The following is a 23004-nucleotide window of genomic DNA, read 5'->3' on the forward strand; positions in this document are numbered from 1 at the left end:
GCATGATGCGCCTGCAACAAGTGGCCGGTTGGCTCGATGGCGCGCGCCTGGTTGGTGCGGGCGAGCAGACGCTGGCGCGCGTGCACACCGATACGCGCAGCATCGAGCCCGGCGACCTGTTCGTCGCGCTGCGCGGTGAGCGCTATGACGCGAATGCCTTTTTGCAGGAAGCCAAGGACCGGGGCGCCGCAGCCCTGTTGTGCCGCGCAGGTCTGGATGTTTCTGCCTATCCCGAAGGCTTGCCACGCGTGGAAGTGGCCGATACCAAGCTGGCGTTGGCCCAGCTCGCCACGCGCTGGCGCGCCCAGTTCACGCTGCCCCTGGTAGCGGTGACGGGCAGCAATGGCAAGACCACGGTGACGCAGATGCTGGCCGCCATCCTCGACGCGCAGGCACCGAATGGCGCCGCGCTTGCGACCAAGGGCAATTTCAACAACGACATTGGCGTACCGCTGACCCTGCTGCGCCTGCGCAGCCAGCACCGCCTGGCCGTGGTCGAGCTGGGCATGAATCACCCGGGCGAGATTGTCGGGCTGGCTGCCATGGCCCAACCCACGGTGGCTCTGGTCAACAACGCGCAGCGCGAGCACCTGGAGTTCATGCACACGGTGGAAGCCGTGGCACGCGAGAACGGCACCGTGATTGCGGCGCTGCCACCCCAGGGCGTGGCCGTGTTCCCGCTCGATGACGACTACACCGCCATCTGGGCCGACTTGGCCGGCGCACGGGCTACGGTGCAGTTCGGCTGGAAGTCGGCCGGTGCAGCGCAGGAAGTGCTGTGCACTGGCGCCGACTGGGTCGATGGTGGTTGGCAGGTCCAGGCCAGCACTCCTTGGGGGCCGCTGGCCTACCGCCTCTCCATTGCCGGGCGTCACAATGTGAAGAATTCCCTGGCTGCCGCAGCCTGTGCCTTGGCCGCGGGTGTGAGCCCGCAGGCGGTGCAGCAGGGGCTGCAAGCCTTTGTGCCCGTCAAGGGCCGCTGCCGCGCCCAGCTGCTGAGCCACAGCGGCCTGCACTGCACGCTGGTGGATGACACCTATAACGCCAACCCCGATTCCATGCGCGCCGCCATCCAGGTGCTGGCCGATCTGCCCGGTCCGCGCCTGCTTGTACTGGGTGACATGGGCGAGGTGGGCGCGCAAGGCCCCGAATTCCATGCCGAGGCCGGCCGTCTGGCGCATGCCAGCGGTATCACCCATGTGCTGGCGCTGGGTGAGATGGCGCTGCACGCCGTGCATGCCTGCCCCGGTGCCGAACATTTCGCCGATGTGGACACCCTCATTGCGCGCGCCCGCACGTTGCTGCCCGGAGTGGCCAGTGTGCTCGTCAAGGGCTCGCGTTTTATGCGTATGGAGCGCGTGACCGAGGCCCTGGCCCAGGCACCCGCCACAGAGGGGAGTCCCCATGTGGCCTGATCAATCTGGAGAGTTTTTATGTTGCTGAGCCTGGCCCTATGGCTGCAAAACCTGTCGCCCGAGCTCGGGTTTTTCCGCGTGTTCCAGTACCTCACCTTCCGTGCGGTGGCTGCGGCGCTCACGGCCCTGCTCATCGGCCTGGCCGCCGGCCCCATGGTGATTCGTCGCCTGCGCGAGCTCAAGATCGGTCAGCCGATCCGTGGTTACGGCATGGAGACCCATCTGAGCAAGAGCGGCACGCCCACCATGGGCGGTGTGCTGATTCTGTTGGCGATTGCCATTTCCACCCTGCTGTGGGCCGATCTGTCGAACCGCTTTGTCTGGATCGTCCTGTTGGTCACGCTGGGCTTCGGCGCCATTGGCTGGGCCGACGACTGGCGCAAGGTGGTGCACAAGGACCCAGAAGGCATGCGTTCGCGCGAGAAGTATTTCTGGCAGTCCCTCATCGGCCTGGTCGCCGCGCTCTACCTGGTGTTCAGCATTTCCGAAAGCTCCAATCTGCGCGTGATCGAGCTGTTCTTCAACTGGGTGCGCTCGGGCTTTGATGTGAACCTGCCGCCCAAGGCCGGTCTGCTGCTGCCCTTTATCAAGGAAGTCAGCTATCCGCTGGGTGTGCTGGGCTTTGTGCTGCTGACCTACCTGGTCATCGTCGGCTCCAGCAATGCCGTCAACCTGACCGACGGTCTGGACGGCCTGGCCATCATGCCCGTGGTGATGGTGGGCTCGGCGCTGGGCGTGTTCGCCTATGTGACGGGCAGCGTGGTGTATTCCAAGTACCTGTTCTTCCCCTACATCCCCGGCTCGGGCGAGCTGCTGATCTTCTGCTCGGCCATGGCCGGTGCGGGCCTGGCATTCCTGTGGTTCAACACCCATCCGGCCCAGGTCTTTATGGGCGACGTGGGCGCGCTGGCGCTGGGTGGCGCTTTGGGCACCATCGCCATCATCGTGCGCCAGGAAATCGTGTTGGCCATCATGGGTGGCGTGTTTGTGGCGGAAGCCCTGTCGGTGATGCTGCAGGTGACTTACTTCAAGTACACCAAGAAGAAATTCGGCGAAGGCCGGCGCCTGCTCAAGATGGCGCCGCTGCACCACCACTTCGAGAAATCGGGGTGGAAGGAAACCCAGGTGGTGGTCCGCTTCTGGATCATCACCATGCTCTTGTGCCTGGTGGGCCTCTCTACCCTGAAACTGCGATGAACCAGGACGAGGACCAACTCCCCCCACTGCCGCCCGCGCCATCCCCCGAGGACGCCGCGGCGCTGTCGCATCTGCCCGAGCCAGTGTCTGAGGACATTGCCGAGGTGGTGCCTGAGGCCGCGCCCGTGGTGGAGGCCGCACCTGTCGCGGCCAAGGAGGCGCGCGCGTTGCCCACCACGCTGACGGCCGCACGCGATGCGGCGGCCTTTGTGGCACAAATCTTTGCCGACATTCCTGGTGACACCGCCGAGAAGACCGAGGTCGTGGCCGAGCCCACACCCCTGGAAGCGGCAGCAGAGCCCGAGGTGGAGGCTGCGCCCGCCGATGCCCCCTTCCTCCCGCTGGCCGGCCAGAACATCCTCATCCTGGGTCTGGGTGCTTCGGGCCTGGCCATGGCGCGCTGGTGCGTGCGCACAGGCGCTGCCAGCGTCACCGTGGCCGATACGCGCGATGCGCCGCCGCAGTTGGCCACCTTGCAGCAGGAACTGCCCACTGTGCGCTTTGTACCGGGTGCGTTGGATGCGGCACTGGTGGACGGCCAGAGTCTGCAGGCCGTCTACCGTTCACCGGGTTTGAGCCCGGAAACGGTTGCTCCTGTTTTAGGAGCTGCTCGCGCAGTTGGTATCTATGTTGGCGGTGAATTAAGCCTGTACGCCATGGCCTTGCAGGCCCTGCGCAGTGCGCGTGCCTACGCACCGGCTGTGCTGGCGATTACCGGGACCAATGGCAAGACCACCGTCACCTCGCTGACCGGCCAACTGCTGGCGCATGCGGGCAAGACGGTGGCGGTGGCCGGCAATATCGGCCCCACGCTGCTGGACACGCTGGGCGCGCACCTGGATGCCGGCACCCTGCCCGAAGGCTGGGTGCTGGAACTCTCCAGCTTCCAGCTCGATGGCGTGACGGGTTTTGAGCCGACGGCGGCCGTGGTGCTCAATGTGACGCAGGACCATCTGGACTGGCACGGCAGCATGCAGGCCTATGCCGAGGCCAAGTCGCGCATCTTTGGCCAACAGGGCCTCATGGTGCTCAATCGCGACGACGCCACGGTCATGGCCATGCTGCCCGAACCCGTGCGCGTGAAGCTGCAGCGCCCGCAGGAACGCGCCCACACCACCTTTGGCGGCGACATGCCGCAGCGCCCCGGCGACTTTGGCCTGGAAGAAGTCAATGGCATGGTCTGGCTGGTGCGTGCGCTGGAGGCGGACGAGACGCGCAAGAAGCGCCGCGATGAAGAAGAGGAGCTGCATATCCAGCGCCTCATGCCGGCCGATGCGCTGCGCATCCGTGGCCGCCACAACGCCAGCAATGCGCTGGCCGCGCTGGCGCTGTGCGCCGCTGCCGGTTGCGCGCTGGCGCCTGTGCTCTATGGCCTGCGTGAGTACCGCGGCGAGCCGCACCGTGTGGAGCCCATCGGCATCCTCAACGACGTCGAATTTTTCGACGACAGCAAGGGCACCAATGTGGGCGCCACCGTAGCCGCCCTGCAAGGACTGGGTGCCGACCGGCGCCTGGTGCTGATTCTGGGTGGCGAAGGCAAGGGGCAGGACTTCGCACCGTTGGCCGCCCCCGTGGCGCGCTACGCGCGTGCCGTGGTGCTGATCGGCCGCGATGCACCGCTGATACGCGCGGCCCTGCAGGACACGGGTGTGCCGCTGGAAGACGCGCCCAGCATGGAAGCTGCGGTGCAAACCGCCAATGCGCGCGCGCATGCGGGCGACGCGGTGCTCATGTCGCCGGCCTGCGCCAGCTTTGACATGTTCAACAACTACGAGCACCGCGCCCAGGTTTTCTGCGCGGCGGTGAAGGCGCTGGCCCTGTCCAGCGGCGTTGACATGGAGCACCTGGCATGAGCCGGCTGCGCGACATGCTCACGGGCTGGTTCAGTCCCAAGGCGGAAGCGGCCCACGCCGGCGTGGGCGCGCTGCCGGTGCGCCTGGGCGGGCGCGGCTCGTTTGCCGCCAGCAGCCCGCAGCCGGCCCAGGTGCGCGGCTTTGACCAGCCGCTGGTTTGGGTCACCGTGGCGCTGCTGCTGTGGGGCCTGGTGATGGTGTATTCGGCCTCCATCGCCATGCCCGACAACCCGCGCTTTGCCAGTTACGCGCACACGCACTTCGTGATGCGCCATGCGTTTTCCATCGTGGTTGCCTTTGTCGCGGCCCTGATTGCCTTCCAGTTCCCCATGGCAACCTGGGAAAAGCTCGCGCCCTGGCTGCTGGTGGGCTCACTCATCTTGCTCATCGCCGTGCTCATGCCCTTCATCGGCAAGGGCGTGAACGGCGCGCGCCGCTGGATCTCGCTGGGCATCATGAACTTCCAGCCTTCCGAGCTGGCCAAGTTCGCCGTGCTGGTCTATGCGGCCGACTACATGGTGCGCAAGATGGAGGTCAAGGAGCGTTTCTTCCGCGCCGTCGCCCCCATGGCGGTGGCTGTGGCCGTGATCGGCCTCCTGTTGCTGGCCGAACCCGACATGGGCGCCTTTATGGTGATTGCCGTGATCGCCATGGGCATTTTGTTCCTGGGCGGGGTGAATGCACGCATGTTCTTCCTCATCGCCGCCGTCATCGTGGTGGCCTTCAGCCTGATGATCGCCTTCTCCGAATGGCGGCGAGAGCGCATCTTTGCCTACCTGGACCCCTGGACCGAGAAGTACGCGCTAGGCAAGGGCTACCAGCTCTCGCACTCGCTGATTGCCATAGGGCGAGGGGAGATATTTGGTGTGGGCCTGGGCGGCAGCGTAGAGAAGCTGCACTGGCTGCCCGAGGCGCATACCGACTTCTTGCTGGCCGTGATCGGCGAGGAGTTCGGTCTGGCCGGCGTGGTGGTGGTCATCGGACTCTTCCTCTGGCTGACCCGCCGCATCATGCACATCGGACGCCAGGCCATCGCGCTGGACCGCGTGTTTGCGGGGCTGGTGGCGCAGGGTGTGGGCATCTGGATGGGCTTCCAGGCCTTTATCAACATGGGCGTGAACCTGGGTGCGCTGCCGACCAAGGGCCTGACCCTGCCCCTCATGAGCTACGGCGGTTCGGCCATCCTGCTCAACCTGATTGCCATCGCCGTGGTGTTGCGCGTGGACTACGAGAACAGACTGCTCATGCACGGAGGCCGTGTATGACGAAAAAAACAGCTTTGATCATGGCCGGCGGCACGGGCGGGCACATCTTCCCCGGCCTGGCCGTGGCGCAGGCCCTGCTGGCCAAAGGCTGGCGCGTGCACTGGCTGGGCGCGCCCGGCAGCATGGAGGCCCGCATCGTGCCGGCCCGCGGCATTCCGCTGGAGCTGGTGGACTTTGGTGGCGTGCGGGGCAAGGGCCTCAAAACGCTGGCGCTGCTGCCGTTCAAGCTGCTGCGCGCCTTCTGGCAAAGCCTGCAGGTGGTGCGCCGCGTGAAGCCCGATGTGGTGGTGGGCCTGGGCGGCTATATCACCTTCCCCTGCGGCATGATGGGCGTGCTCTGCGGCAAGCCCCTGGTGCTGCACGAGCAGAACTCCGTGGCCGGCATGGCCAACAAGGTGCTGGCCGGTGTGGCTGACCGCGTGTTTGCCGCATTCCCCCACGTGCTGGACAAGGCGGAGTGGGTGGGTAACCCCTTGCGCATCGAATTCCTGAACCAACCCGCACCCGAAGTGCGCTTTGCCAGTCGCAGTGGCCCGCTCAAGGTGCTGGTGGTGGGTGGTAGCCTGGGCGCGCGCGCGCTCAACACCGTGGTGCCGCAGGCACTGGCGCTGATTCCCGAAGCGGAACGCCCCGTGGTGACGCACCAGGCCGGTGAGAAGCAGATCGACGAGTTGCGTGCCAACTACGCTGCGGTTGGTGTCCAAGCCACGCTCACGCCTTTTATCGACAACACGGCCCAGGCCTTTGCCGACGCCGACCTGGTGATCTGCCGCGCCGGCGCCAGTACGGTGACCGAGATAGCCGCCGTGGGCGCGGCTGCGGTGTTTGTGCCATTCCCCGCCGCAGTGGATGACCACCAGACCTTCAATGCCCGTTTCCTGGTCGACCAGGGCGGCGGCTGGCTGCTGCCCCAGGCCGACATGTCGCCCGCGGTGCTGGCCGAAATACTACAAAAAACTGAGCGACCTGCGCTGATTCAACGCGGGCTGGAAGCCAAAAAAATGCAAAAACTCAACGCCACCCAGGCTGTGGTGGCTGCCTGCGAGGAGCTTGCACGATGAAGCACGCCATCAAACACATTCATTTCGTCGGCGTGGGCGGCTCCGGCATGTCCGGTATTGCCGAGGTGCTGAGCAACCTGGGCTACACCATCTCTGGTTCAGACCTGGCCGACAACGCCACCACCCAGCGCCTCGCGGCCCTGGGCATCAAGACCTACACAGGCCACTCGGCCGGCAACGTGGCTGGAGCCGACGCGGTGGTGACGTCCACCGCCGTGCAGTCTGACAACCCTGAAGTCATCCGCGCCCGCGAGATGAAGATTCCTATCGTGCCGCGCGCGCTGATGCTGGCCGAGCTGATGCGCCTCAAGCAGGGCATTGCGATTGCGGGCACCCATGGCAAGACCACCACCACCAGCTTGGTCGCCAGCGTGCTGGCCGAGGCCGGGCTGGACCCGACCTTTGTGATTGGCGGCCGCCTCAACAGCGCGGGCGCCAATGCACGCCTGGGCAGCGGCGACCACATCGTGGTGGAGGCGGACGAGTCGGATGCGTCCTTCCTCAACCTGCTGCCCGTGATGGCGGTGGTGACGAACATCGACGCCGACCACATGGAAACCTACGGGCACGATTTCGGCAAGCTGAAGAAGGCCTTTGTCGATTTTCTGCACCGCATGCCTTTCTACGGTACGGCCATTCTCTGCACGGACGACGCGGCCGTGCGCGAGATCTGCGAACAGGTGACCTGCCCCATCACCAGCTACGGCTTCAACGAAGATGCCCAGGTGCGCGCGGTCAATGTGCGCGCAGTGGGCGGCCAGATGCACTTCACCGTGCAGCGCCGCAACGGCGTGGTGCTACCGGATCTGGATGTGGTGCTCAACCTGCCGGGCCTGCACAACGTGCTAAACGCCTTGTCGGCCATCGCCGTGGCGGTGGAGTTGAACATTCCCGATGCCGCCGTAGTGAAGGCGCTGGCCGAGTTCAAGGGCGTGGGCCGCCGCTTCCAGCGCTATGGCGACCTGGCGCTGCCGCAAGGTGGCACGGTCACGGTCATCGACGACTACGGCCACCACCCGGTGGAAATGGCGGCCACGCTGGCCGCCGCGCGCGGTGCCTTCCCCGGCCGCCGTCTGGTGCTGGCCTTCCAGCCGCACCGCTACACGCGCACCCGGGATTGTTTTGAAGACTTTGTGAAGGTGATTGGTGCGGGCGCCGATTCCGTGCTGTTGGCCGAGGTCTATGCCGCGGGCGAGGCGCCCATTGTGGCGGCTGATGGCCGTTCGCTGGCGCGCGCGCTGCGCATAGGCGGCAAGGTGGAGCCGATCTTTGTGGACGAGATTGCCGACATGCCGCAGGCTGCGATCGACAACGCACGCGACGGTGATGTGCTGATGTGCATGGGCGCCGGCTCCATCGGTGCCGTGCCCGGGAAGATTGCTGAGATGCTACAAAAACAGGAGCTGCTTGCGCAGCGTGGATGAGGGCTATGAGCCAAATTGATGTGAAAACCGTAAGCGCCGCCGGGCCGTCCCAAGGCGCACACGCCCCCTCGGGGGGCAGCGAACCACGCGAAGCGGGGAGCGTGGGGGCATCCCTCGGAAAGGTGGCCGTGCTGTTTGGCGGAGATTCCGCCGAGCGCGAGGTCTCGCTGATGTCCGGCAGCGGGGTGCTGAAGGCGCTGCAGTCCAAGGGCGTGGACGCGTATGCGTTTGACCCGTCCGAACGCCCGCTGGATGACTTGAAGCGTGAGGGCTTTGATCGGTGCTTCATCGCTCTGCATGGTCGCCATGGCGAGGACGGCACGGTGCAGGGCGCGCTGGAGTTGCTGGGCATTCCCTACACAGGCTCCGGCGTCATGGCCTCGGCCATTTCCATGGACAAGGTCATGACCAAGCGCATCTGGCGCTTTGAAGGACTGTCCACCCCCGCCTGGCAGCAGGTGACGAGCGCGGCGCAGACGCATGCCGCCTTTGCGGCTTTGGGAGCTCCCATGATCGTCAAGCCCGCGCGCGAGGGCTCCTCCATCGGGTTCACCAAGGTCATGTCTGCCGAGCAGTGCGATGCCGCCTATGCGTTGGCTGCGCAGCACGACAGCCATGTGCTGTGCGAGCAGTTCATTGCGGGTGATGAGGTGACATGCCCGGTGCTGGGGCCGACGGAGGCACCCGAGTCGCTGCCGGTGATCCGCATCGTCGCGCCCGAAGGTAATTACGACTACCAGAACAAGTACTTCACCGATGTGACGCAGTACTTGGTGCCTGCGGAGCTGCCGGCTGGCGAGGAAGAGGCGATCCAGGCGCTGGTGCGCAAGGCCTACCAGGTGCTGGGCTGCCGTGGCTGGGCGCGGGCGGACGTGATGATTGACGCAAAGACGCGCACGCCCTATCTGCTGGAGATCAATACCTCCCCGGGCATGACGGGGCACTCGTTGGTACCCATGTCGGCACGTGCGGCGGGCATCAGCTATGAAGACCTTTGCGTTCGCCTGCTGCAAGGCACGGCGACGGATGGGGGCACTTCTGCATGAACAACGCCGTGGCCACTCCGCTGGACGTCAAGCTCATGAACACCACCGCTGCGGTGCTGTTCCTGGCGTTTGCCGGCCTGGCCACAGTGGCTGCGGCGCGCTGGGTCTCGCGCTTGCCGGTGTTTGACCTACAGGGCATCAGCGTGACTGGTGACATGAGCCACAACAACCCGCTCACCTTACGCGCCAATGTGGCGCCGGGTTTGTCCGGCACCTTCTTCACGGTAGACCTGGCGCGCGTGCGTTCCGCCTTTGAGGCTGTGCCCTGGGTGCGCAAGGCCGTGGTGCGGCGCGAGTTTCCCAACCGCCTGCGGGTGGAATTGCAGGAGCAGCAGCCCGTAGCCTATTGGGGTGCAGAGGCCGAGTCGCGCCTCATCAATGTGCAGGGCGAGGTGTTCGAGGCCAATGTGGGTGAGGTGGAGCAGGACAGCCTGCCGCGCCTGGCCGGACCCGAAGGCCAGAGCGCCGAGGTGCTTGCCATGTACCGCTCGCTGGAGCCGCTGTTCCGTTCGCGCGAAATGCAGCTGGAGCAACTTGAACTCACGGGGCGCGGCAGCTGGCGTGCGCGTCTGGAGACAGGTGCCCAGTTGGAGCTGGGGCGCGGCACGGTGGAAGAAGTGGACGCCCGCACCCAACGATTTTTACGAACCCTGACGCAGGTCACCTCCCGGTATGCAAAGCCCTTGCAGGCCGTGGAGTCCGCTGATCTGCGCCATGAGAACGGGTATGCCCTGAGGCTGCGCGGCGTGAGCACGCTGGCGGCGGATGCCCCGAAGAAGAAATAGCGCACAAGGTATTGATATGGCAAAAGAGTACAAGGATCTGGTCGTAGGCTTGGACATCGGCACCGCCAAGGTGATGGCGGTGGTGGCAGAGGTCATGCCCGGGGGCGAGCTCAAACTCGCGGGCCTGGGCGTGGCGCCCAGCAACGGGCTCAAGCGCGGCGTGGTGGTCAACATCGACGCCACCGTGGCCAGCATCCAGCAGGCCTTGAAGGAGGCCGAGCTCATGGCCGACTGCAAGATCAGCCGTGTCTACACCGGCATCACGGGCAGCCATATCCGCGGCATCAACAGCAGCGGCATGGTCGCGGTGAAGGACCGCGAGGTGACGCAGGCCGATGTGGCACGCGTGGTGGAGACGGCCAAGGCCATCAATATCTCCACCGACCAGCGCCTGCTGCTGGTGGAGCCGCAGGAATTCATCATTGACGGCCAGGACGTGCGCGAGCCCATCGGTATGAGCGGTATCCGCCTGGAAGCCAAGGTGCATATCGTCACCGGCGCGCAGAGCGCGGCCGAGAACATCATCAAGTGCGTGCGCCGCTGCGGTCTGGAGGTGGAGCAGCTCATGCTGAATCCGCTGGCCAGCAGCCTCAGTGTGCTGACCGAAGACGAGCGCGAACTCGGCGTGGCGCTGGTGGACATTGGCGCGGGCACGACCGACGTGGCCATCTTCACGGGCGGCGCGATCCGTCACACGGCGGTGATCCCAATTGCCGGTGACCTGATTACCAGCGACATCGCCATGGCGCTGCGCACGCCGACCAAGGACGCCGAAGAGATCAAGGTCGAGAGCGGCCACGCCAAGCAGCTGTTGGTGGACCCCGAGGTGCAGGTCGAAGTGCCCGGCCTGGGTGACCGCGGTCCGCGCATGCTGAGCCGCCAGGCGCTGGCCGGCGTGATCGAGCCGCGCATCGAAGAAATCTTCAGTCTGGTCAACCAGGTGATGCGCGAGTCGGGCTACGAAGAAGTACTGTCCTCGGGCATCGTGCTCACGGGTGGCAGCTGCATCATGCCGGGTATGGTGGAACTGGGTGAGGACATCTTCCTCAAGCCGGTGCGCCGCGGCATTCCCAAATACAGCAGTGCGCTGGCCGACATGGTGGCCCAGCCGCGTGCGGCCACCGTCATGGGCCTGCTCGAAGAGGCCCGCCTGGCCCGCATGCGTGGCTACAAGGTGGCGCAGAAGGCCGGCACCGTCAAATCAGCTTTCAGTTCCGTCAAGGACTGGTTCGTGGGGAACTTCTGACCATGAAACACAGACTTTGGCTCGCACGGGGGAGTCCGCCTTCATAAATGAAAACGCACTCCCCAACCCCCATACACAGATTCATTTTTTTCAAGTTTCAAAATTTTCAGGAGTAACAACATGGCCATCGAAATGATCGAAGAAGAAGCGTTCAACCAAGGCACCCAAATCAAGGTCATCGGCGTGGGCGGCGGCGGCGGCAACGCCGTCGAGCACATGATCCAGACCGCCGTGGGCGGCGTGGAATTCATCTGCGCCAACACCGACGCACAGGCCCTCTCGCGCAGCACCGCACACAAGACCATCCAGCTCGGTGGTACCGGTCTGGGCGCCGGCAGCAAGCCCGACAAGGGCCGTGAAGCCGCCGAGCAGGCCGAGGCCGATATCCGCGCCGCCATCGACGGCGCGCACATGCTCTTCATCACTGCCGGCATGGGTGGCGGCACCGGCACCGGTGCGGCCCCCATCATCGCCAAGGTGGCCAAGGAAATGGGCATCCTGACCGTGGGTGTGGTGACCAAGCCCTTCGACTTCGAAGGCGGCCGCCGCATGAGCAACGCCGACGTCGGCCTGCAGGAGCTCGAAGCCAATGTGGACTCCCTCATCGTGGTGCTCAACGAGAAGCTGCTCGAAGTGCTGGGCGATGACGTGAGCCAGGACGAGGCCTTTGCCCACGCCAACGACGTGCTCAAGAACGCCGTGGGCGGCATTGCCGAAATCATCAACGTGCCCGGCCATGTGAACGTCGACTTCGAAGACGTGCGCACGGTGATGGGCGAGCCTGGCAAGGCCATGATGGGTACGGCCCTGGCCAGCGGCCCGGATCGCGCGCGCATCGCTGCCGAACAAGCCGTGGCCTGCCCGCTGCTCGAAGGCATCGACCTTTCCGGCGCCAAGGGCGTGCTGGTGCTGATCACCGCGGCCAAGGGCAGCCTCAAGCTGTCTGAGTCCAAGCTGGCGATGAATACCATCCGCGCTTACGCTTCGCCCGACGCCCACGTGATCTACGGCACTGCCTACGACGACAGCCTGGGCGAGGAAATCCGCGTGACCGTGGTGGCCACCGGTCTGTCGCGCCAGGGTGCGCGCCGCACGGCGCCTCCCCTGCAAGTGCTGCGCACCGGTACCGACAACGTGCCCTTCCAGGTGCCCACGCTCAACACCATCGCCCAGCCTTCGGGTGCGGCGGCGGCGCTGGGTGGCGCTTCGGTGGGTTCGGCCCAGCCCGATTACGGCAGCATGGCCACCCCCAGCGTGTGGCGTACCAACCGCACGCAGGCAGCGGCCAAGGTGGACGCGCTGTCTTCGGGTGGCATGGACGACTACGAGATTCCCGCATTCCTGCGCAAGCAAGCCGACTGACCGGGGGAACGATGTGGAATTGGCGGCCCGGTAAAATCCAGCCTGTGCTGAAACAACGAACCCTCAAGTCCCTCACCCGCGCCGTAGGCGTGGGCCTGCATAGCGGCCAGCGCGTCGAGATCACGCTGCGGCCTGCTGCGCCGGACACGGGCATCGTGTTTCGCCGGGTGGATTTGCCGAGCGCGCCAGACATCGTGGTCTCGGCCGAGTCGGTGACCGACACGCGCCTGGCCTCCACGCTGTCCTGCGGCAATGCCAAGGTCCATACGGTGGAACACCTCATGTCGGCCTGTGCCGGCCTGGGCGTGGACAACCTGTTCGTGGACATCACGGCAGAGGAAATCCCCATCCTGGACGGTTCTGCAGCCTCCTTCGTGTTCCTGTTGCAAAGCGCGGGCATCGAGATGCAGAACGCGCCGCGCCGCTTCATCCGCCTGATCAAGCCGGTGGAAGTGCGCGAAGGCGAGGGCGCCAACGAAAAGTGGGCGCGGCTGGACCCGTACCACGGCTACAAGCTGAGCTTCGAGATTGACTTCAACCACCCGGCCGTGGACTCCACCGGCCAGCGCGTGGAGTTTGACCTGAGCACGGACTCGTATTCCCGCGACATTGCGCGCGCCCGCACCTTCGGTTTCACCAAGGACGTGGAAATGATGCGCGCCAACGGCCTCGCCCTGGGTGGCGGTCTGGACAACGCCATCGTCATGGACGACTACAAGGTGCTCAATGCCGACGGCTTGCGCTATGACGACGAGTTCGTCAAGCACAAGATCCTGGACGCCATGGGCGACCTCTACATCGTGGGCAAGCCCCTGCTGGCCGCCTACAGCGCACGCCGCTCCGGCCATGCGCTCAATAACAAGCTGCTGCGTGAGCTGCAGGCCCATCCCGAGTGCTGGGATGTGGTGACGTTTGAAGACGCCAAACAAGCTCCTGCGGGCTTCGCCCAACCCGTCCGGGCTTGGTGAGCAAAACACCGCGGCCATGCTGTTGTTTCGCTGGCTGATTCTGCTGTGTCTGCTGGGCGCGGCCGTGTGTTTCGCCTTCTACGTGGGCAGTGGCAACCCCCGCTTCAAGCGTTGGGGCTGGGTGACCCTCAAATGGACCCTGCTGGCGGCAGGGGGATTTTTCACGGTGCTGATTCTTGAGCGGGTTGCATAATGGGGGCAGCCGCTTCCGGCCTGCCGCGAAAGGAATGCCCATGAACTCCTTGTCTTCGATTGCCCTCTCGGGCATGAACGCGGCCCAAACCAAGCTCGACACCACCGCCCACAACGTGGCAAACCTCGCCACCGAGGGATTCAAACGCCAGGAAACGACTCAGACCGAGCAGTCTGGCGGCGGTGTGTCGGCGTCGGTGCGTCGTGCAGAGACCGCTGGCAATGTCCTGGAGACCGATGTGGTGAGCCAGTTGCAGGCCAAGCACAGCTTCATGGCCAATCTGGCCGTCTTCAAGACCAGCGACAAAATGGCCGGCGCGCTGCTGGACGTGCGGGCCTGAGCCTGTACGCCTGGCGCTAGGGCGCTGGTTCGTAGTTTTTGACGATTGCGTCCAGCCGGCCGTCGGCGCGCAATTTGTCCACCGCCTGCTGCAGTTTGCGAACCAGGGTCGGGTCGCTCTGCAGGTTCAGTGCAAAGTAGTAGGCCCCGTCTTCGCTGAGTTTCAGCACTTTGGTTACGCTGCCGGCCGGGCGTCCCACGCTGCGCAGATTCCAGGCCATGCCTATTTCCGTGTCGACCATGGCGTTGACCAGATCCCCCATGAGCAGGCGAAATACCATGTCGTTGGAGCTTTCTTCCACTAGGGCACTCGCAGGTACGCCGGCCGCCAGCAAGTCCTGGCGCGCCGCTTCTTCCCGCACGACGCCGATGCGCAGCCCCGCCAGGTCTCTGGCGTCTCGCACCGTGCCTTCCGGCAGCTTGTGGGCGTAGACCCAGGTGGTGCGCGGCAGGATAGGCCCCACCCACAGGAAATGGTCTTCGCGCTCGGGGCGGCGGGCGGTGGTGTAGAGCAGGGTGTTGGGGCTATGGCGCACCAGCTTGTAGCCGCGCGCCCAGGGCACGACCTGGATGTTGCAGCGCAACTGGGCCTGTGTGCAGGCCACGCGCAGCATGTCGGTGGCAATGCCCTGCACCTTGCCGCCTTCGCTGAAGTTGTAGGGTGGCCATTGCTCGGTATAGGCCACGAGCCCCATGCTCCCCTCGGCCGGGGCGGCACCCGCTGCCGCGCCGCAGAGGGCAAGGGAAAACAGGCAGCGGCGTGCGAGGGAAACAGCCATGTCGCGGTGCAGAAGCATGAGTACCATCGTACCGCGCCCGTATGTCGGCAGGCTTACCGGCGGCGGCGGCCGGCCCGGTAGGAGACGCGGCCATTGCCCTCGGCTGCATCGGCCTGGCCCAGCAGCGCCATGGCCTTGCCGGCATGCGCATGGGTGATGGCCAGGCCCAGCGCGTCGGCCGCATCGGGCCCGGGCAGGCCGGGCAGACTCAGCAGACGCTTTACCATTTCCTGGATTTGGTCCTTGTGCGCACGGCCATGGCCGGCTACGGCCTGCTTCATCTGCAATGCGGTGTACTCGGCGACGGGCAGGTTTTGCGTCACCAGCGCGGTGATCAGCGCGCCGCGGGCCTGGCCCAGCAGCAGCGTGGACTGCGGGTTGACGTTGACGAACACGATTTCCACCGAGGCGCAGGTGGGTTGGTAGCGCTGCACCACTTCGCCTATGCCGTCAAACAGTACCTTGAGCCGCTCGGGCAGGGCGCGCGTGTCCAGGTGCTGCGTGCCGATGGTGCCGCTGGCCACATAGCGCACATCCGCGCCCACCACATCCACCACGCCAAAGCCGGTGGTGCGCAGGCCGGGGTCTATGCCGAGAATCCGCATGCTATGGTTTCAGGAGCTGCTTGCGCTTTAGCCACGCGGGCTAGAGGTCAAAATACCAGCGGGCTGAATGGAAGAAGACCGGTGCTGCAAAGCACAGGGCATCGACCCGGTCCAGCAGACCACCGGCACCAGTCACGCCCGTGCCCTCACGCCCCCAGCTCGGGATGCCGCGGTCGCGCTTGAGCGCCTTCATGACAAAGTGGCCCATGGAACCGGCCAGGCAGGCGATAAAGCTGAACGCAAACGCGGTGCCTGGCACCCAGGGCGTGATGCCGGCCAGCAGTGCGCCAAACAGGCTGGCCACCACAATGCCGATCCACCAGCTAGGCCAGTTGAAGCTCTGGCTGATGGCTGGCGCCACGGGCGCGCGCTGCAGCTTGCGCGAGACCAGGTGCTGTGTGGCCATGCAGGTCTGCACCACCAGCACGAGGAAGAACACCATGAAGGCGTTCTTGTTGTTGTAGCCGGGGAACTTGAGCATCAGCAGCGCGGGCACATGGCTCATGCCGTAGATGCAGACCATGATGCCCCACTGCAGCTTGGCATTGCGTTCCAGAAAGCGCAGCGGGTCATTGGCCAGCGCGCTGGTCAGTGGCAGCGCCAGGAAGACATAGACTGGGATGAACACGGCAAACATGTCGAAGTGTTCGGTACCGACCAGCCAGTACTGCAGCGGCAGCACCACAAAGAAAGCCAGCACCAGGCTGCGGTGGTCGCCGCGGCGTGTGGGCGAGAGCGTGAGGAACTCGCGCAGCGCGAAGAAGGAGACGAGGCCGAACAGCGTGAGCGCGACCCAGTCGCCCGCCACCCAACCCACCCAGAACACAAACATCATGAGCCAGCTGGTGCGGATCACGCCGTCCAGGCTCTTGAGTTCCTTGCGGCGCAGCTCGCCGGCCTCGTCGTCGCCATAGTCGCGCAGCGAGAGCACAAAGGCCACGATGCTGGAGACCAGCAGCAGGCCAAACACGATGATGAACAGCGCGCCGATCTGCTGTGTGGCTGTGAGGTTCTTGAGATAGAAATACATCATGGCAGCCCTCAGACGTCACGCAGTGCAATGACGGCGCTGCGCGCGCGCGTGGCGAAGCTGCGGTGGTCCTCTCCGGCCTCGACCTGCATGGGTGCACCGAAGGTGACGGAGCAGAGCACGGGCACAGGGACCACTTCGCCCTTGGGCAAGACGTGCTGCACGTTGTTGATCCAGGCGGGCACCAGCACGACGTTGGGGAACTTGGTGGCCAGGTTATAGAGCCCGGCCTTGAAGGCCTGGGGTTCTTCGGCGTGGCCGCGTGTGCCTTCGGGGAAAAGGATGATGGAGTCGCCGTTGCTCAGCGCTTCGATTAGCGGCTCCAGCGGGTCTTCGGTGGCTGTGCGGTCGCGCGAGACGTAGATGACGTTAAACACCTTGCTGGTGAGCCACTGTTTGAACGGCGTCTTGGTCCAGTAGTCCTTGGCGGCGATGGCACGGGTGATGTGGCGCAGCTCCTTGGGCAGTGCGGCCCAGATCATCACGAGGTCGGCGTGGCTCTGGTGGTTGGCGAAGTAAATGCGTTGCTCGGCTTTGGGCGGGCAGCCATGCCAGCGCGCTTGCGCACCGGTCAGCACCCGTATCAGGCCGAGCAGGAAGTAACTCATGATCTTGGCAAGCATGGCGGGGATGATACCTAGCGAATGTGGTGCTTTGGCTGGGGTTTTCTCTCGCTGTCTCCGGCGGGCGGGGTGCTCTGTTCCGTTCGTGTCCCCCGGCCCTCCAGGGCCTCCTCCTTTACCTCACTGCACAGAGCACCCCGCCCACCGGAGCCGAGGAAATGGTGAGCGGCAAGGTAGCTCACGCGTCATCGAGCAGAGGAGTAGGGGCAAGCACCAAAGCGAGGTCAAGGAGGAGGCCCTGGAGGGCCGGGGGACACGAGCGGCGGGGCTTACCCCTGCTCCGCTGCGTGCGAGAGAAAAGAACTAAGGCAACTGCGCGTCCGACATGCGCGCCACAATCGTCCCCGCCCGACTCGACAGGTAGCCCGAGTTGGGCAGCTTCTCGAAGTACTTGGGTCGCGGCAACATCACCGCCAGCCGTGCCGCTTCATAGGCCGTGAGCTTGCTCGCGGGCTTGCGGAAGTAGTGCTGCGCTGCGGCCTCCGCACCAAACACGCCTTCGCCCCATTCCACGCTGTTGAGGTAAATCTCCAGAATGCGCTGCTTGCTCAGCAGATGCTCCAGCAACATCGTCAGCACAAACTCCTGCCCCTTGCGCAAGAGCGTGCGCTCGCCGGAAAGGAAGAGATTCTTTGCCAGCTGCTGCGTGATGGTGGAGCCGCCCACGATCTTGGCTGGTTTGGTGGTGCCGGGGCGGCCCTGGCTGGCTCGCAGTTCTGCACGCTGCTCGGCCTTGGCGTTCTTGGCCCAGGCCTTCTCCAGCGCTTCCCAGTCCACACCATCGTGCTGGCTGAAGCCGTCGTCTTCCGACGCAATCACCGCGCGCTTGAGGTGGTCGGACATCTGCGCATAGTCCACCCACTCTTGGCGCCAGGGCAGTTCCCCTTTCTCGGTGACGATGCGCCAGGCCTCGGAGCGCTCGAAGGCCGTGCTCTGCGGGGCCACCACGGCCATGGCCGCAATGCGCAATACGAAGTAGAGTTGCAGCGCCAGCAAGGCCAGCACGCACAGCAACAGCCAACGCCCCAGGCTTTTCATTGCGAGGCCGAGACCTTGGCTTCCAGGGTCTCTTCGCGGGTGAACTTGAAACGCGAGACGACCAGGATCTGGTCGGCCTGGCGGCGCATGGCGCTGCTGAAATTGCCGAAGGGCCCGGCGGTGCGGGCGATGGCTTCGGCGCGCTTGTCCAGCACGCTGTTGCCCGAGCTTTGCACCACCTCGGTGGCGAGCACGCGGCCGTCAAAGTTGACGGTGACGATCATGGTCAGTTCGCCGTAGAGCTTCTTGCCCGCGGCTTGCGGAAAGTTGTCGGTGCCTTTGTCTTCAATGGCACGGCGCAGTTGGTCGTAATAGACGGCGTAGATTTCCTCGCGCACGGCTGGGCTGATGTAGCGCTTCTTGGGCCGCGCGTTCTCCATATTGATGCGCCGCTCGATCTCGGCCAGCAGCTTGATGAGCTGCTTGCGCTTCTCCTCGCGCTCGGCCTGCTCGGTCTTGTTCGCCATAACGCTGGGGTCGGGCGGGGGCAGCGCGGCGAGCTGGCTCTTCACCTGGGCCAGCAGCAGGTTTTGCTGCTCCTGCAAGCTTTGGAGCTTGCGTGCGCTTTCTTCTTCCAGCGCGTCGCCCACATCGGTCAGCATGGACGGGGGCAGCGGGCTGGTGGCGCGGCCCTTTTCGGCGTCACCGCCGCCAGCCAGGCTGGTCTGGGCAATGGCGGTGGCCTTGTCGGGCTTTTCGTTGCTCTTGGCGTTGACGAGGATCACCTCCAACGGCTGGTCTTCAAACACGCGATTGAAGGCCTCCGGGTCCACCAGGCGCACGGAGAGCACCATCGCGTGGACCGCGATGGAGACGCCCAGCGCCCATTGGAGGGTGGTGATGTTGTGCAGCTTCACGAGGCCGAATTATCGCTGCCGCCTTCCGGCGCTTCGGTGACATCGACGGCAATGGCAATCGGTCCGGCCACGTCCTCGTCGTCTTCGGCCTCGTCGGCATCTGCCGGGGTCTCGGCCGCTACGTCCAGACGCTCCACTACCGTGCCGTGCACATCCAGCGTGATCAGGTCCATCTCGCCCAGCTTCACGCGCACCCGGGCGTTGCGCGGCAGGCCCTGCGCGCCCATGACGGGCAGCACCAACGGAATGTCGTCGGCGCGCACCATGTTCTCCTTGAACACCGTAGCCACCAGTTCGGTGATGCCGTGCTGCTGCACATAGCGCATGGTCCAGAAGCGCTCCATGCCGCCCTGGAAGCCGTTGTAGGCGCCGTAAGCGGTGTCAAAGGCCGAGATGATGGCGAACAGCTCGGCGTCCTTGGGTTTGAAGGGCGCGGCCAGCGCCGCGGTCTTGCCGTGGCGCGCACAGGCCATGATCTGCCACTGGTTCACCAGGTCGGTGTAGCGGCGCAGTGGCGAGGTGGACCAGGCATAGCTCTTCACGCCAATGCCGGCATGCGGCAGCGCCTTGGTGCCCATGCGCACCTTCACGCCGGGCGCCAGGCTGGCCTGGCTGCGGTAGATGGCGGGCACGCCCATCTCGGCCATCCAGCTGCCCCAGGTGCTGTTGGCCAGGATCATGGCCTCCGCCACGATCAGGTCCAGCGGTGCGCCGCGCTGGCGAACGCTGATCTGCACCGTCTCGCTGCCGTCCGGCTCAGCCCCCTGGTTTTCGACCAGGCGGAAGTTGTAGTCCGGCCGGTTGAAGGTCTCGGGTTTGCCGCGCACCACCTCGCGTTTGGCCTTCAGGTCACGCGCCAAGCGGTATAAAAATGATAGCTGCTCGCGCAGATTCGATGCGGGTTGGGTGGCGTTTTGATGCTCAAACGCGCTGTCCGTGAGCCACTGCTCCGTCACCACGGCATCGAGCTGGTCGTGGCGCAGGTTGTGGGCAATCGGCACGCGCTCCAGCTTGGTCTCGCTGGCCTTGATTTCCAGCGTCGCTTCGTCCAGCGTCACATACAGCGACACGGCCGGACAGTCGCGCCCCTCCTGCAGGGTATAGGTCTGCACCACGTCGTCGGGGAGCATGGTGACCTTGTAGCCCGGCATGTAGACCGTAGACAGGCGGGCGCGGCCCAGCACGTCCACGGGGCTGCCGGGTTGCACGGCCAGGCCGGGTGCGGCAATGTGGATGCCCAGCGTGACCGTGCCGCTGCCCAGGCCCTGCAGGCTCAGCGCATCGTCAATTTCGGTGGTCTGCGAATCGTCGATGGAGAAAGCCTGTACCGGTGCCACCGGCAGCTCGTCGGCAATGGCCGGTGCGCTGATGGCAGGAAAGCCGGTGCCCTTGGGGAAGTTCTCCAGCAAGAAGCGCTTCCAGTGGAACTGGTAGGGCGAGGCGATGGCGCCGGCCTTTTGCAGCAGTTCCAGCGGCGCGGTGTGCGTGGCGCGGCTGGCCTCGACCACGGCCTTGTACTCGGGCGCGTTCTTGTCGGGTTTGAAGAGGATCTTGTAGAGCTGGTCCTTGATCGGCTGGGGGCAGTTGCCAGTGCCCAGGTCCGTCGCCCACTGGGCGATCTGCTCGGCAATCAGGCGCTTTTTCTCGATGGCGGCCAGCGCCTGCGCAATGATGTCGGCCGGCGCCTTCTTGAAGCGGCCCTTGCCCGCGCGGCGGAAGTAGTGCGGCGTGTCGAACAGCTTGAACAGCATGCCGGCCTGCTCGGTCAGCGTGGCCTGGGCGGAGAAATAGTCTTTGGCGAGGTCGGCAAAGCCGAACTCCTCGTCCGGCGCGAATTCATAGGCCATGTCCAGCTCGATGGTCTGGGCCTGCGCCTGGGCGGCCGCAATCAGATCCGCCGGGGCGGGTTTCTCGAATTTGATGAGGATGTTGGCGCCCTTGACCTTGACGCGCTTGCCGGAATCCAGCTCCACCTGCGCAGAGGCCTCCGCCTCCGACAGCACCCGACCGGCCATGAACTTTCCGGCTTCTTCAAACAGTACAAACATAGGGGACCGATTGTCCCTGCAAATGGGAGTCGGCCTGCCAAGCCATGGTCAACCCAGGTCCAAAAAGGCCAGAAGCTGGGGCAGGTGGTCCAAAAAATCGCTCAAAGCATGGTCGCCACCCTCCAGCAGGCGCATGGCGCTGCGGGCGTAGCGTGCATGCATTTCGCGCCAGTTCAGCACCTCGTCGCCCTTGGCGATAAAGGCCAAGTAGCGTTCCGGGTGGGCCATCGGGCCGCAGGTGAGGGCGCGCAGCTCGTCCACGTACTCCGGGCGGAAGAAAAAGCGCTCCGCCGGGTCATGCCAGCTGGTTTGCTCACCGATGTACTTGGCCAAGTCGCGTGCCGGGTCGACCGCCGGGTTGATCAGCACGGCGCGGCAGCCCGTGTGTTCGGCCACATGGGTGGCATAGAAGCCACCCAGGCTGGAGCCCACCACGGCCATGCTCTCCCGCGGCCAGGCGGCAATGCCATCCAGCAGCAGCGCCATGGCCTCCTTGGGCGAGGGCGGCAGCTGCGGGCACCACCAGTGCACCTGCGGGTGTTGCGCGGCCATGTGTGCCGCGAGCTGGCGCGCCTTGGTGGACTGGGGGGAGGAGCGGAAACCGTGCAGGTAAAGCAGGTGGGTGGTGGGGTGTTTCGTGGGGGTGGAGGCCATGGGGCCATGATAGTTGGCGGGATAATTGCCCCCTTATGTCTTACCAATTCGGAAAAGTCCCCCTGCGCCAGCGCATTGCGCCCTGGCTGGCGGGGTTTGACGGGCCACTGGCGTTTGCGGTCTTCATGCTGGCCTGCGCGGGCATGCTCACCATGTATTCCTCGGGTTACGACCACGGCACCCGCTTCGAGGACCATGGCCGCAACATGCTGATCGCCGCCACCATCATGTTTGTGGTGGCGCAGATCCCGCCGCAGCGCCTGATGGCAGTGGCCGTGCCGCTCTATACCGTGGGTGTGGCCCTGCTGGTGGCGGTGGCCATCTTCGGCATCACCAAAAAAGGCGCGCGGCGCTGGCTCAATGTGGGCGTGACCATCCAGCCCAGCGAGATTCTCAAGATCGCCATGCCGCTGATGCTGGCCTGGTGGTTCCAGAAGCGCGAGGGCCAGCTGCGTCCGCTGGACTTTGTAGTGGCGGGTGCGCTTCTGCTTGTGCCCGTGGGGCTGATCATGCGCCAGCCGGACCTGGGCACCTCGTTGCTGGTGCTGGCGGCGGGCCTGGCGGTCATCTTCTTTGCGGGCATGAGCTGGAAGCTGGTGATTCCGCCTGTGGCCATTGGCCTGATCGGCATCGTGCTCATCGTCTTCTTCGAGCCCCAGCTCTGTGCCGACGGCGTGCGCTGGCCGGTGCTGCACGACTACCAGCAGCAGCGCATTTGCACCCTGCTAGACCCCACACGCGACCCGCTGGGCAAGGGCTTCCACATCATCCAGGGCATGATCGCCATCGGCTCGGGCGGCGTGACCGGCATGGGCTTCATGAAGGGCACGCAGACCCACCTGGAGTTCATCCCCGAGCGCACCACCGACTTCATCTTCGCCGCCTATTCAGAAGAATTTGGCCTCATGGGCAACATCTTTCTGTTGGTGGCCTTTGGTTTCCTCATCCTGCGCGGTCTGACGATTGCGCTGGAGGCGCCCACGCTGTTCTCGCGCCTGCTGGCCGGGGCGGCCACCATGATCTTCTTCACCTACGCCTTTGTGAACATGGGCATGGTGAGCGGCATCCTGCCCGTGGTGGGCGTGCCGCTGCCTTTCATCAGCTACGGCGGCACCGCCATGGTGACGCTGGGGCTGGCGCTGGGCATCCTCATGTCGATTGCGAATTCCAAGCGGCTGGTGCAGTCCTGAGGTCCGGCTGGGAGTGCGCGGGGGCT

At 65.1% G+C, this 23004-nt stretch carries 22 protein-coding genes; 14 read left to right on the forward strand and 8 right to left on the reverse strand.

The features are described 5' to 3' along the window. The first annotated feature begins 2 nt into the window (after positions 1-2). The 13 genes from AC1RNN_RS11445 (at position 3) to AC1RNN_RS11505 (ending at position 14155) form a co-directional block, all read left to right on the forward strand. Complete coding sequence (locus AC1RNN_RS11445; RefSeq protein WP_493089495.1) at positions 3-1415, forward strand: UDP-N-acetylmuramoyl-tripeptide--D-alanyl-D-alanine ligase; 1413 nt, start codon at positions 3-5, stop codon at positions 1413-1415. A gap of 18 nt (positions 1416-1433) precedes the next feature. Beyond that, positions 1434-2612 carry a phospho-N-acetylmuramoyl-pentapeptide-transferase gene (mraY, locus tag AC1RNN_RS11450; protein ID WP_493089250.1) on the forward strand — a complete coding sequence of 393 codons (1179 nt, stop codon included), beginning with the start codon at positions 1434-1436 and terminating at the stop codon, positions 2610-2612. Next, positions 2609-4465 (forward strand): UDP-N-acetylmuramoyl-L-alanine--D-glutamate ligase, encoded by a 1857-nt coding sequence (gene murD, locus AC1RNN_RS11455; protein WP_493089248.1) that lies wholly within the window; start codon positions 2609-2611, stop codon positions 4463-4465. Before mraY ends, murD begins: the two co-directional genes overlap by 4 nt. Then, positions 4462-5730: a putative lipid II flippase FtsW gene (gene ftsW, locus AC1RNN_RS11460; RefSeq protein ID WP_493089246.1), complete on the forward strand. Its 1269-nt coding sequence runs from the start codon at positions 4462-4464 to the stop codon at positions 5728-5730. Before murD ends, ftsW begins: the two co-directional genes overlap by 4 nt. Beyond that, complete coding sequence (gene murG / locus AC1RNN_RS11465; RefSeq protein ID WP_493089244.1) at positions 5727-6791, forward strand: undecaprenyldiphospho-muramoylpentapeptide beta-N-acetylglucosaminyltransferase; 1065 nt, start codon at positions 5727-5729, stop codon at positions 6789-6791. The genes ftsW and murG overlap by 4 nt, the downstream gene beginning before the upstream one ends. Continuing rightward, entirely contained in the window at positions 6788-8215 is a 1428-nt protein-coding gene (gene murC / locus AC1RNN_RS11470; RefSeq protein ID WP_493089242.1) for a UDP-N-acetylmuramate--L-alanine ligase, read from the forward strand. The genes murG and murC overlap by 4 nt, the downstream gene beginning before the upstream one ends. 5 nt (positions 8216-8220) lie before the next feature. Continuing rightward, positions 8221-9261, forward strand: a complete 1041-nt coding sequence (locus AC1RNN_RS11475; RefSeq protein WP_493089240.1) for a D-alanine--D-alanine ligase — start codon at positions 8221-8223, stop codon at positions 9259-9261. Next, positions 9258-10046, forward strand: a complete 789-nt coding sequence (locus tag AC1RNN_RS11480; protein WP_493089237.1) for a cell division protein FtsQ/DivIB — start codon at positions 9258-9260, stop codon at positions 10044-10046. The genes AC1RNN_RS11475 and AC1RNN_RS11480 overlap by 4 nt, the downstream gene beginning before the upstream one ends. 16 nt (positions 10047-10062) lie before the next feature. Further along, positions 10063-11292: a cell division protein FtsA gene (gene ftsA, locus AC1RNN_RS11485; protein WP_493089234.1), complete on the forward strand. Its 1230-nt coding sequence runs from the start codon at positions 10063-10065 to the stop codon at positions 11290-11292. A gap of 120 nt (positions 11293-11412) precedes the next feature. Then, positions 11413-12654, forward strand: a complete 1242-nt coding sequence (ftsZ, locus tag AC1RNN_RS11490; RefSeq protein WP_493089232.1) for a cell division protein FtsZ — start codon at positions 11413-11415, stop codon at positions 12652-12654. Between the two features lie 44 nt (positions 12655-12698). Continuing rightward, a complete protein-coding gene (gene lpxC / locus AC1RNN_RS11495) occupies positions 12699-13622 on the forward strand; it encodes a UDP-3-O-acyl-N-acetylglucosamine deacetylase (RefSeq protein WP_493089230.1) in 924 nt (307 codons plus the stop codon). 16 nt (positions 13623-13638) lie between these two features. Next, on the forward strand, positions 13639-13815 hold the full coding sequence (locus AC1RNN_RS11500) for a hypothetical protein (protein ID WP_493089228.1): 177 nt from the start codon (positions 13639-13641) through the stop codon (positions 13813-13815). Positions 13816-13855: 40 nt separating this feature from the next. After that, positions 13856-14155 carry a flagellar basal body protein gene (locus AC1RNN_RS11505; RefSeq protein WP_493089227.1) on the forward strand — a complete coding sequence of 100 codons (300 nt, stop codon included), beginning with the start codon at positions 13856-13858 and terminating at the stop codon, positions 14153-14155. Between the two features lie 16 nt (positions 14156-14171). On the opposite strand, the gene AC1RNN_RS11510 is transcribed toward AC1RNN_RS11505, so the two are convergent. The 8 genes from AC1RNN_RS11510 to AC1RNN_RS11545 all read right to left on the reverse strand — a co-directional run bounded on the left by AC1RNN_RS11510 (position 14172) and on the right by AC1RNN_RS11545 (position 21788). Further along, positions 14172-14933 (reverse strand): substrate-binding periplasmic protein, encoded by a 762-nt coding sequence (locus AC1RNN_RS11510; protein WP_493089225.1) that lies wholly within the window; start codon positions 14931-14933, stop codon positions 14172-14174. A gap of 53 nt (positions 14934-14986) precedes the next feature. Next, entirely contained in the window at positions 14987-15538 is a 552-nt protein-coding gene (gene ruvC, locus AC1RNN_RS11515; RefSeq protein WP_493089223.1) for a crossover junction endodeoxyribonuclease RuvC, read from the reverse strand. Between the two features lie 40 nt (positions 15539-15578). Continuing rightward, positions 15579-16568 (reverse strand): phosphatidate cytidylyltransferase, encoded by a 990-nt coding sequence (locus tag AC1RNN_RS11520; RefSeq protein ID WP_493089494.1) that lies wholly within the window; start codon positions 16566-16568, stop codon positions 15579-15581. Between the two features lie 11 nt (positions 16569-16579). Continuing rightward, entirely contained in the window at positions 16580-17191 is a 612-nt protein-coding gene (locus AC1RNN_RS11525) for a lysophospholipid acyltransferase family protein (protein ID WP_493089222.1), read from the reverse strand. A 303-nt stretch (positions 17192-17494) separates the two neighbouring features. After that, the gene (mtgA, locus tag AC1RNN_RS11530; protein ID WP_493089220.1) at positions 17495-18229 is read right to left on the reverse strand and encodes a monofunctional biosynthetic peptidoglycan transglycosylase; all 735 of its coding nucleotides are present in this window, start codon (positions 18227-18229) and stop codon (positions 17495-17497) included. After that, positions 18226-19023 (reverse strand): energy transducer TonB, encoded by a 798-nt coding sequence (locus tag AC1RNN_RS11535; RefSeq protein ID WP_493089492.1) that lies wholly within the window; start codon positions 19021-19023, stop codon positions 18226-18228. The genes mtgA and AC1RNN_RS11535 overlap by 4 nt, the downstream gene beginning before the upstream one ends. A gap of 59 nt (positions 19024-19082) precedes the next feature. Continuing rightward, positions 19083-21134, reverse strand: a complete 2052-nt coding sequence (locus tag AC1RNN_RS11540) for a ribonuclease catalytic domain-containing protein (protein WP_493089219.1) — start codon at positions 21132-21134, stop codon at positions 19083-19085. Positions 21135-21182: 48 nt separating this feature from the next. Next, positions 21183-21788, reverse strand: coding sequence for a YqiA/YcfP family alpha/beta fold hydrolase (locus tag AC1RNN_RS11545; RefSeq protein ID WP_493089218.1), 606 nt, complete (start codon positions 21786-21788; stop codon positions 21183-21185). 35 nt (positions 21789-21823) lie between these two features. On the opposite strand from AC1RNN_RS11545, the gene rodA reads away from it, so the two are divergent. Continuing rightward, positions 21824-22978, forward strand: coding sequence for a rod shape-determining protein RodA (rodA, locus tag AC1RNN_RS11550; RefSeq protein WP_493089217.1), 1155 nt, complete (start codon positions 21824-21826; stop codon positions 22976-22978). The last annotated feature ends 26 nt before the right edge of the window (positions 22979-23004 follow it).

Source organism: Rhodoferax sp. GW822-FHT02D07, from assembly GCF_058802405.1.

Coding starts and splice junctions, on each gene's coding strand:
- AC1RNN_RS11500 (WP_493089228.1), top strand. CDS start 13,639: ATGCTGTTGTTTCGCTGGCTGATTCTGCTGTGTCTGCTGGGCGCGGCC.
- AC1RNN_RS11525 (WP_493089222.1), bottom strand. CDS start 17,191: ATGCTTGCCAAGATCATGAGTTACTTCCTGCTCGGCCTGATACGGGTG.
- murG (WP_493089244.1), top strand. CDS start 5,727: ATGACGAAAAAAACAGCTTTGATCATGGCCGGCGGCACGGGCGGGCAC.
- AC1RNN_RS11480 (WP_493089237.1), top strand. CDS start 9,258: ATGAACAACGCCGTGGCCACTCCGCTGGACGTCAAGCTCATGAACACC.
- ftsA (WP_493089234.1), top strand. CDS start 10,063: ATGGCAAAAGAGTACAAGGATCTGGTCGTAGGCTTGGACATCGGCACC.
- rodA (WP_493089217.1), top strand. CDS start 21,824: ATGTCTTACCAATTCGGAAAAGTCCCCCTGCGCCAGCGCATTGCGCCC.
- AC1RNN_RS11510 (WP_493089225.1), bottom strand. CDS start 14,933: ATGGCTGTTTCCCTCGCACGCCGCTGCCTGTTTTCCCTTGCCCTCTGC.
- AC1RNN_RS11540 (WP_493089219.1), bottom strand. CDS start 21,134: ATGTTTGTACTGTTTGAAGAAGCCGGAAAGTTCATGGCCGGTCGGGTG.
- AC1RNN_RS11520 (WP_493089494.1), bottom strand. CDS start 16,568: ATGTATTTCTATCTCAAGAACCTCACAGCCACACAGCAGATCGGCGCG.
- AC1RNN_RS11445 (WP_493089495.1), top strand. CDS start 3: ATGATGCGCCTGCAACAAGTGGCCGGTTGGCTCGATGGCGCGCGCCTG.
- AC1RNN_RS11545 (WP_493089218.1), bottom strand. CDS start 21,788: ATGGCCTCCACCCCCACGAAACACCCCACCACCCACCTGCTTTACCTG.
- murC (WP_493089242.1), top strand. CDS start 6,788: ATGAAGCACGCCATCAAACACATTCATTTCGTCGGCGTGGGCGGCTCC.
- AC1RNN_RS11535 (WP_493089492.1), bottom strand. CDS start 19,023: ATGGTGCTCTCCGTGCGCCTGGTGGACCCGGAGGCCTTCAATCGCGTG.
- AC1RNN_RS11505 (WP_493089227.1), top strand. CDS start 13,856: ATGAACTCCTTGTCTTCGATTGCCCTCTCGGGCATGAACGCGGCCCAA.
- mraY (WP_493089250.1), top strand. CDS start 1,434: ATGTTGCTGAGCCTGGCCCTATGGCTGCAAAACCTGTCGCCCGAGCTC.
- mtgA (WP_493089220.1), bottom strand. CDS start 18,229: ATGAAAAGCCTGGGGCGTTGGCTGTTGCTGTGCGTGCTGGCCTTGCTG.
- murD (WP_493089248.1), top strand. CDS start 2,609: ATGAACCAGGACGAGGACCAACTCCCCCCACTGCCGCCCGCGCCATCC.
- AC1RNN_RS11475 (WP_493089240.1), top strand. CDS start 8,221: ATGAGCCAAATTGATGTGAAAACCGTAAGCGCCGCCGGGCCGTCCCAA.
- ruvC (WP_493089223.1), bottom strand. CDS start 15,538: ATGCGGATTCTCGGCATAGACCCCGGCCTGCGCACCACCGGCTTTGGC.
- ftsW (WP_493089246.1), top strand. CDS start 4,462: ATGAGCCGGCTGCGCGACATGCTCACGGGCTGGTTCAGTCCCAAGGCG.
- ftsZ (WP_493089232.1), top strand. CDS start 11,413: ATGGCCATCGAAATGATCGAAGAAGAAGCGTTCAACCAAGGCACCCAA.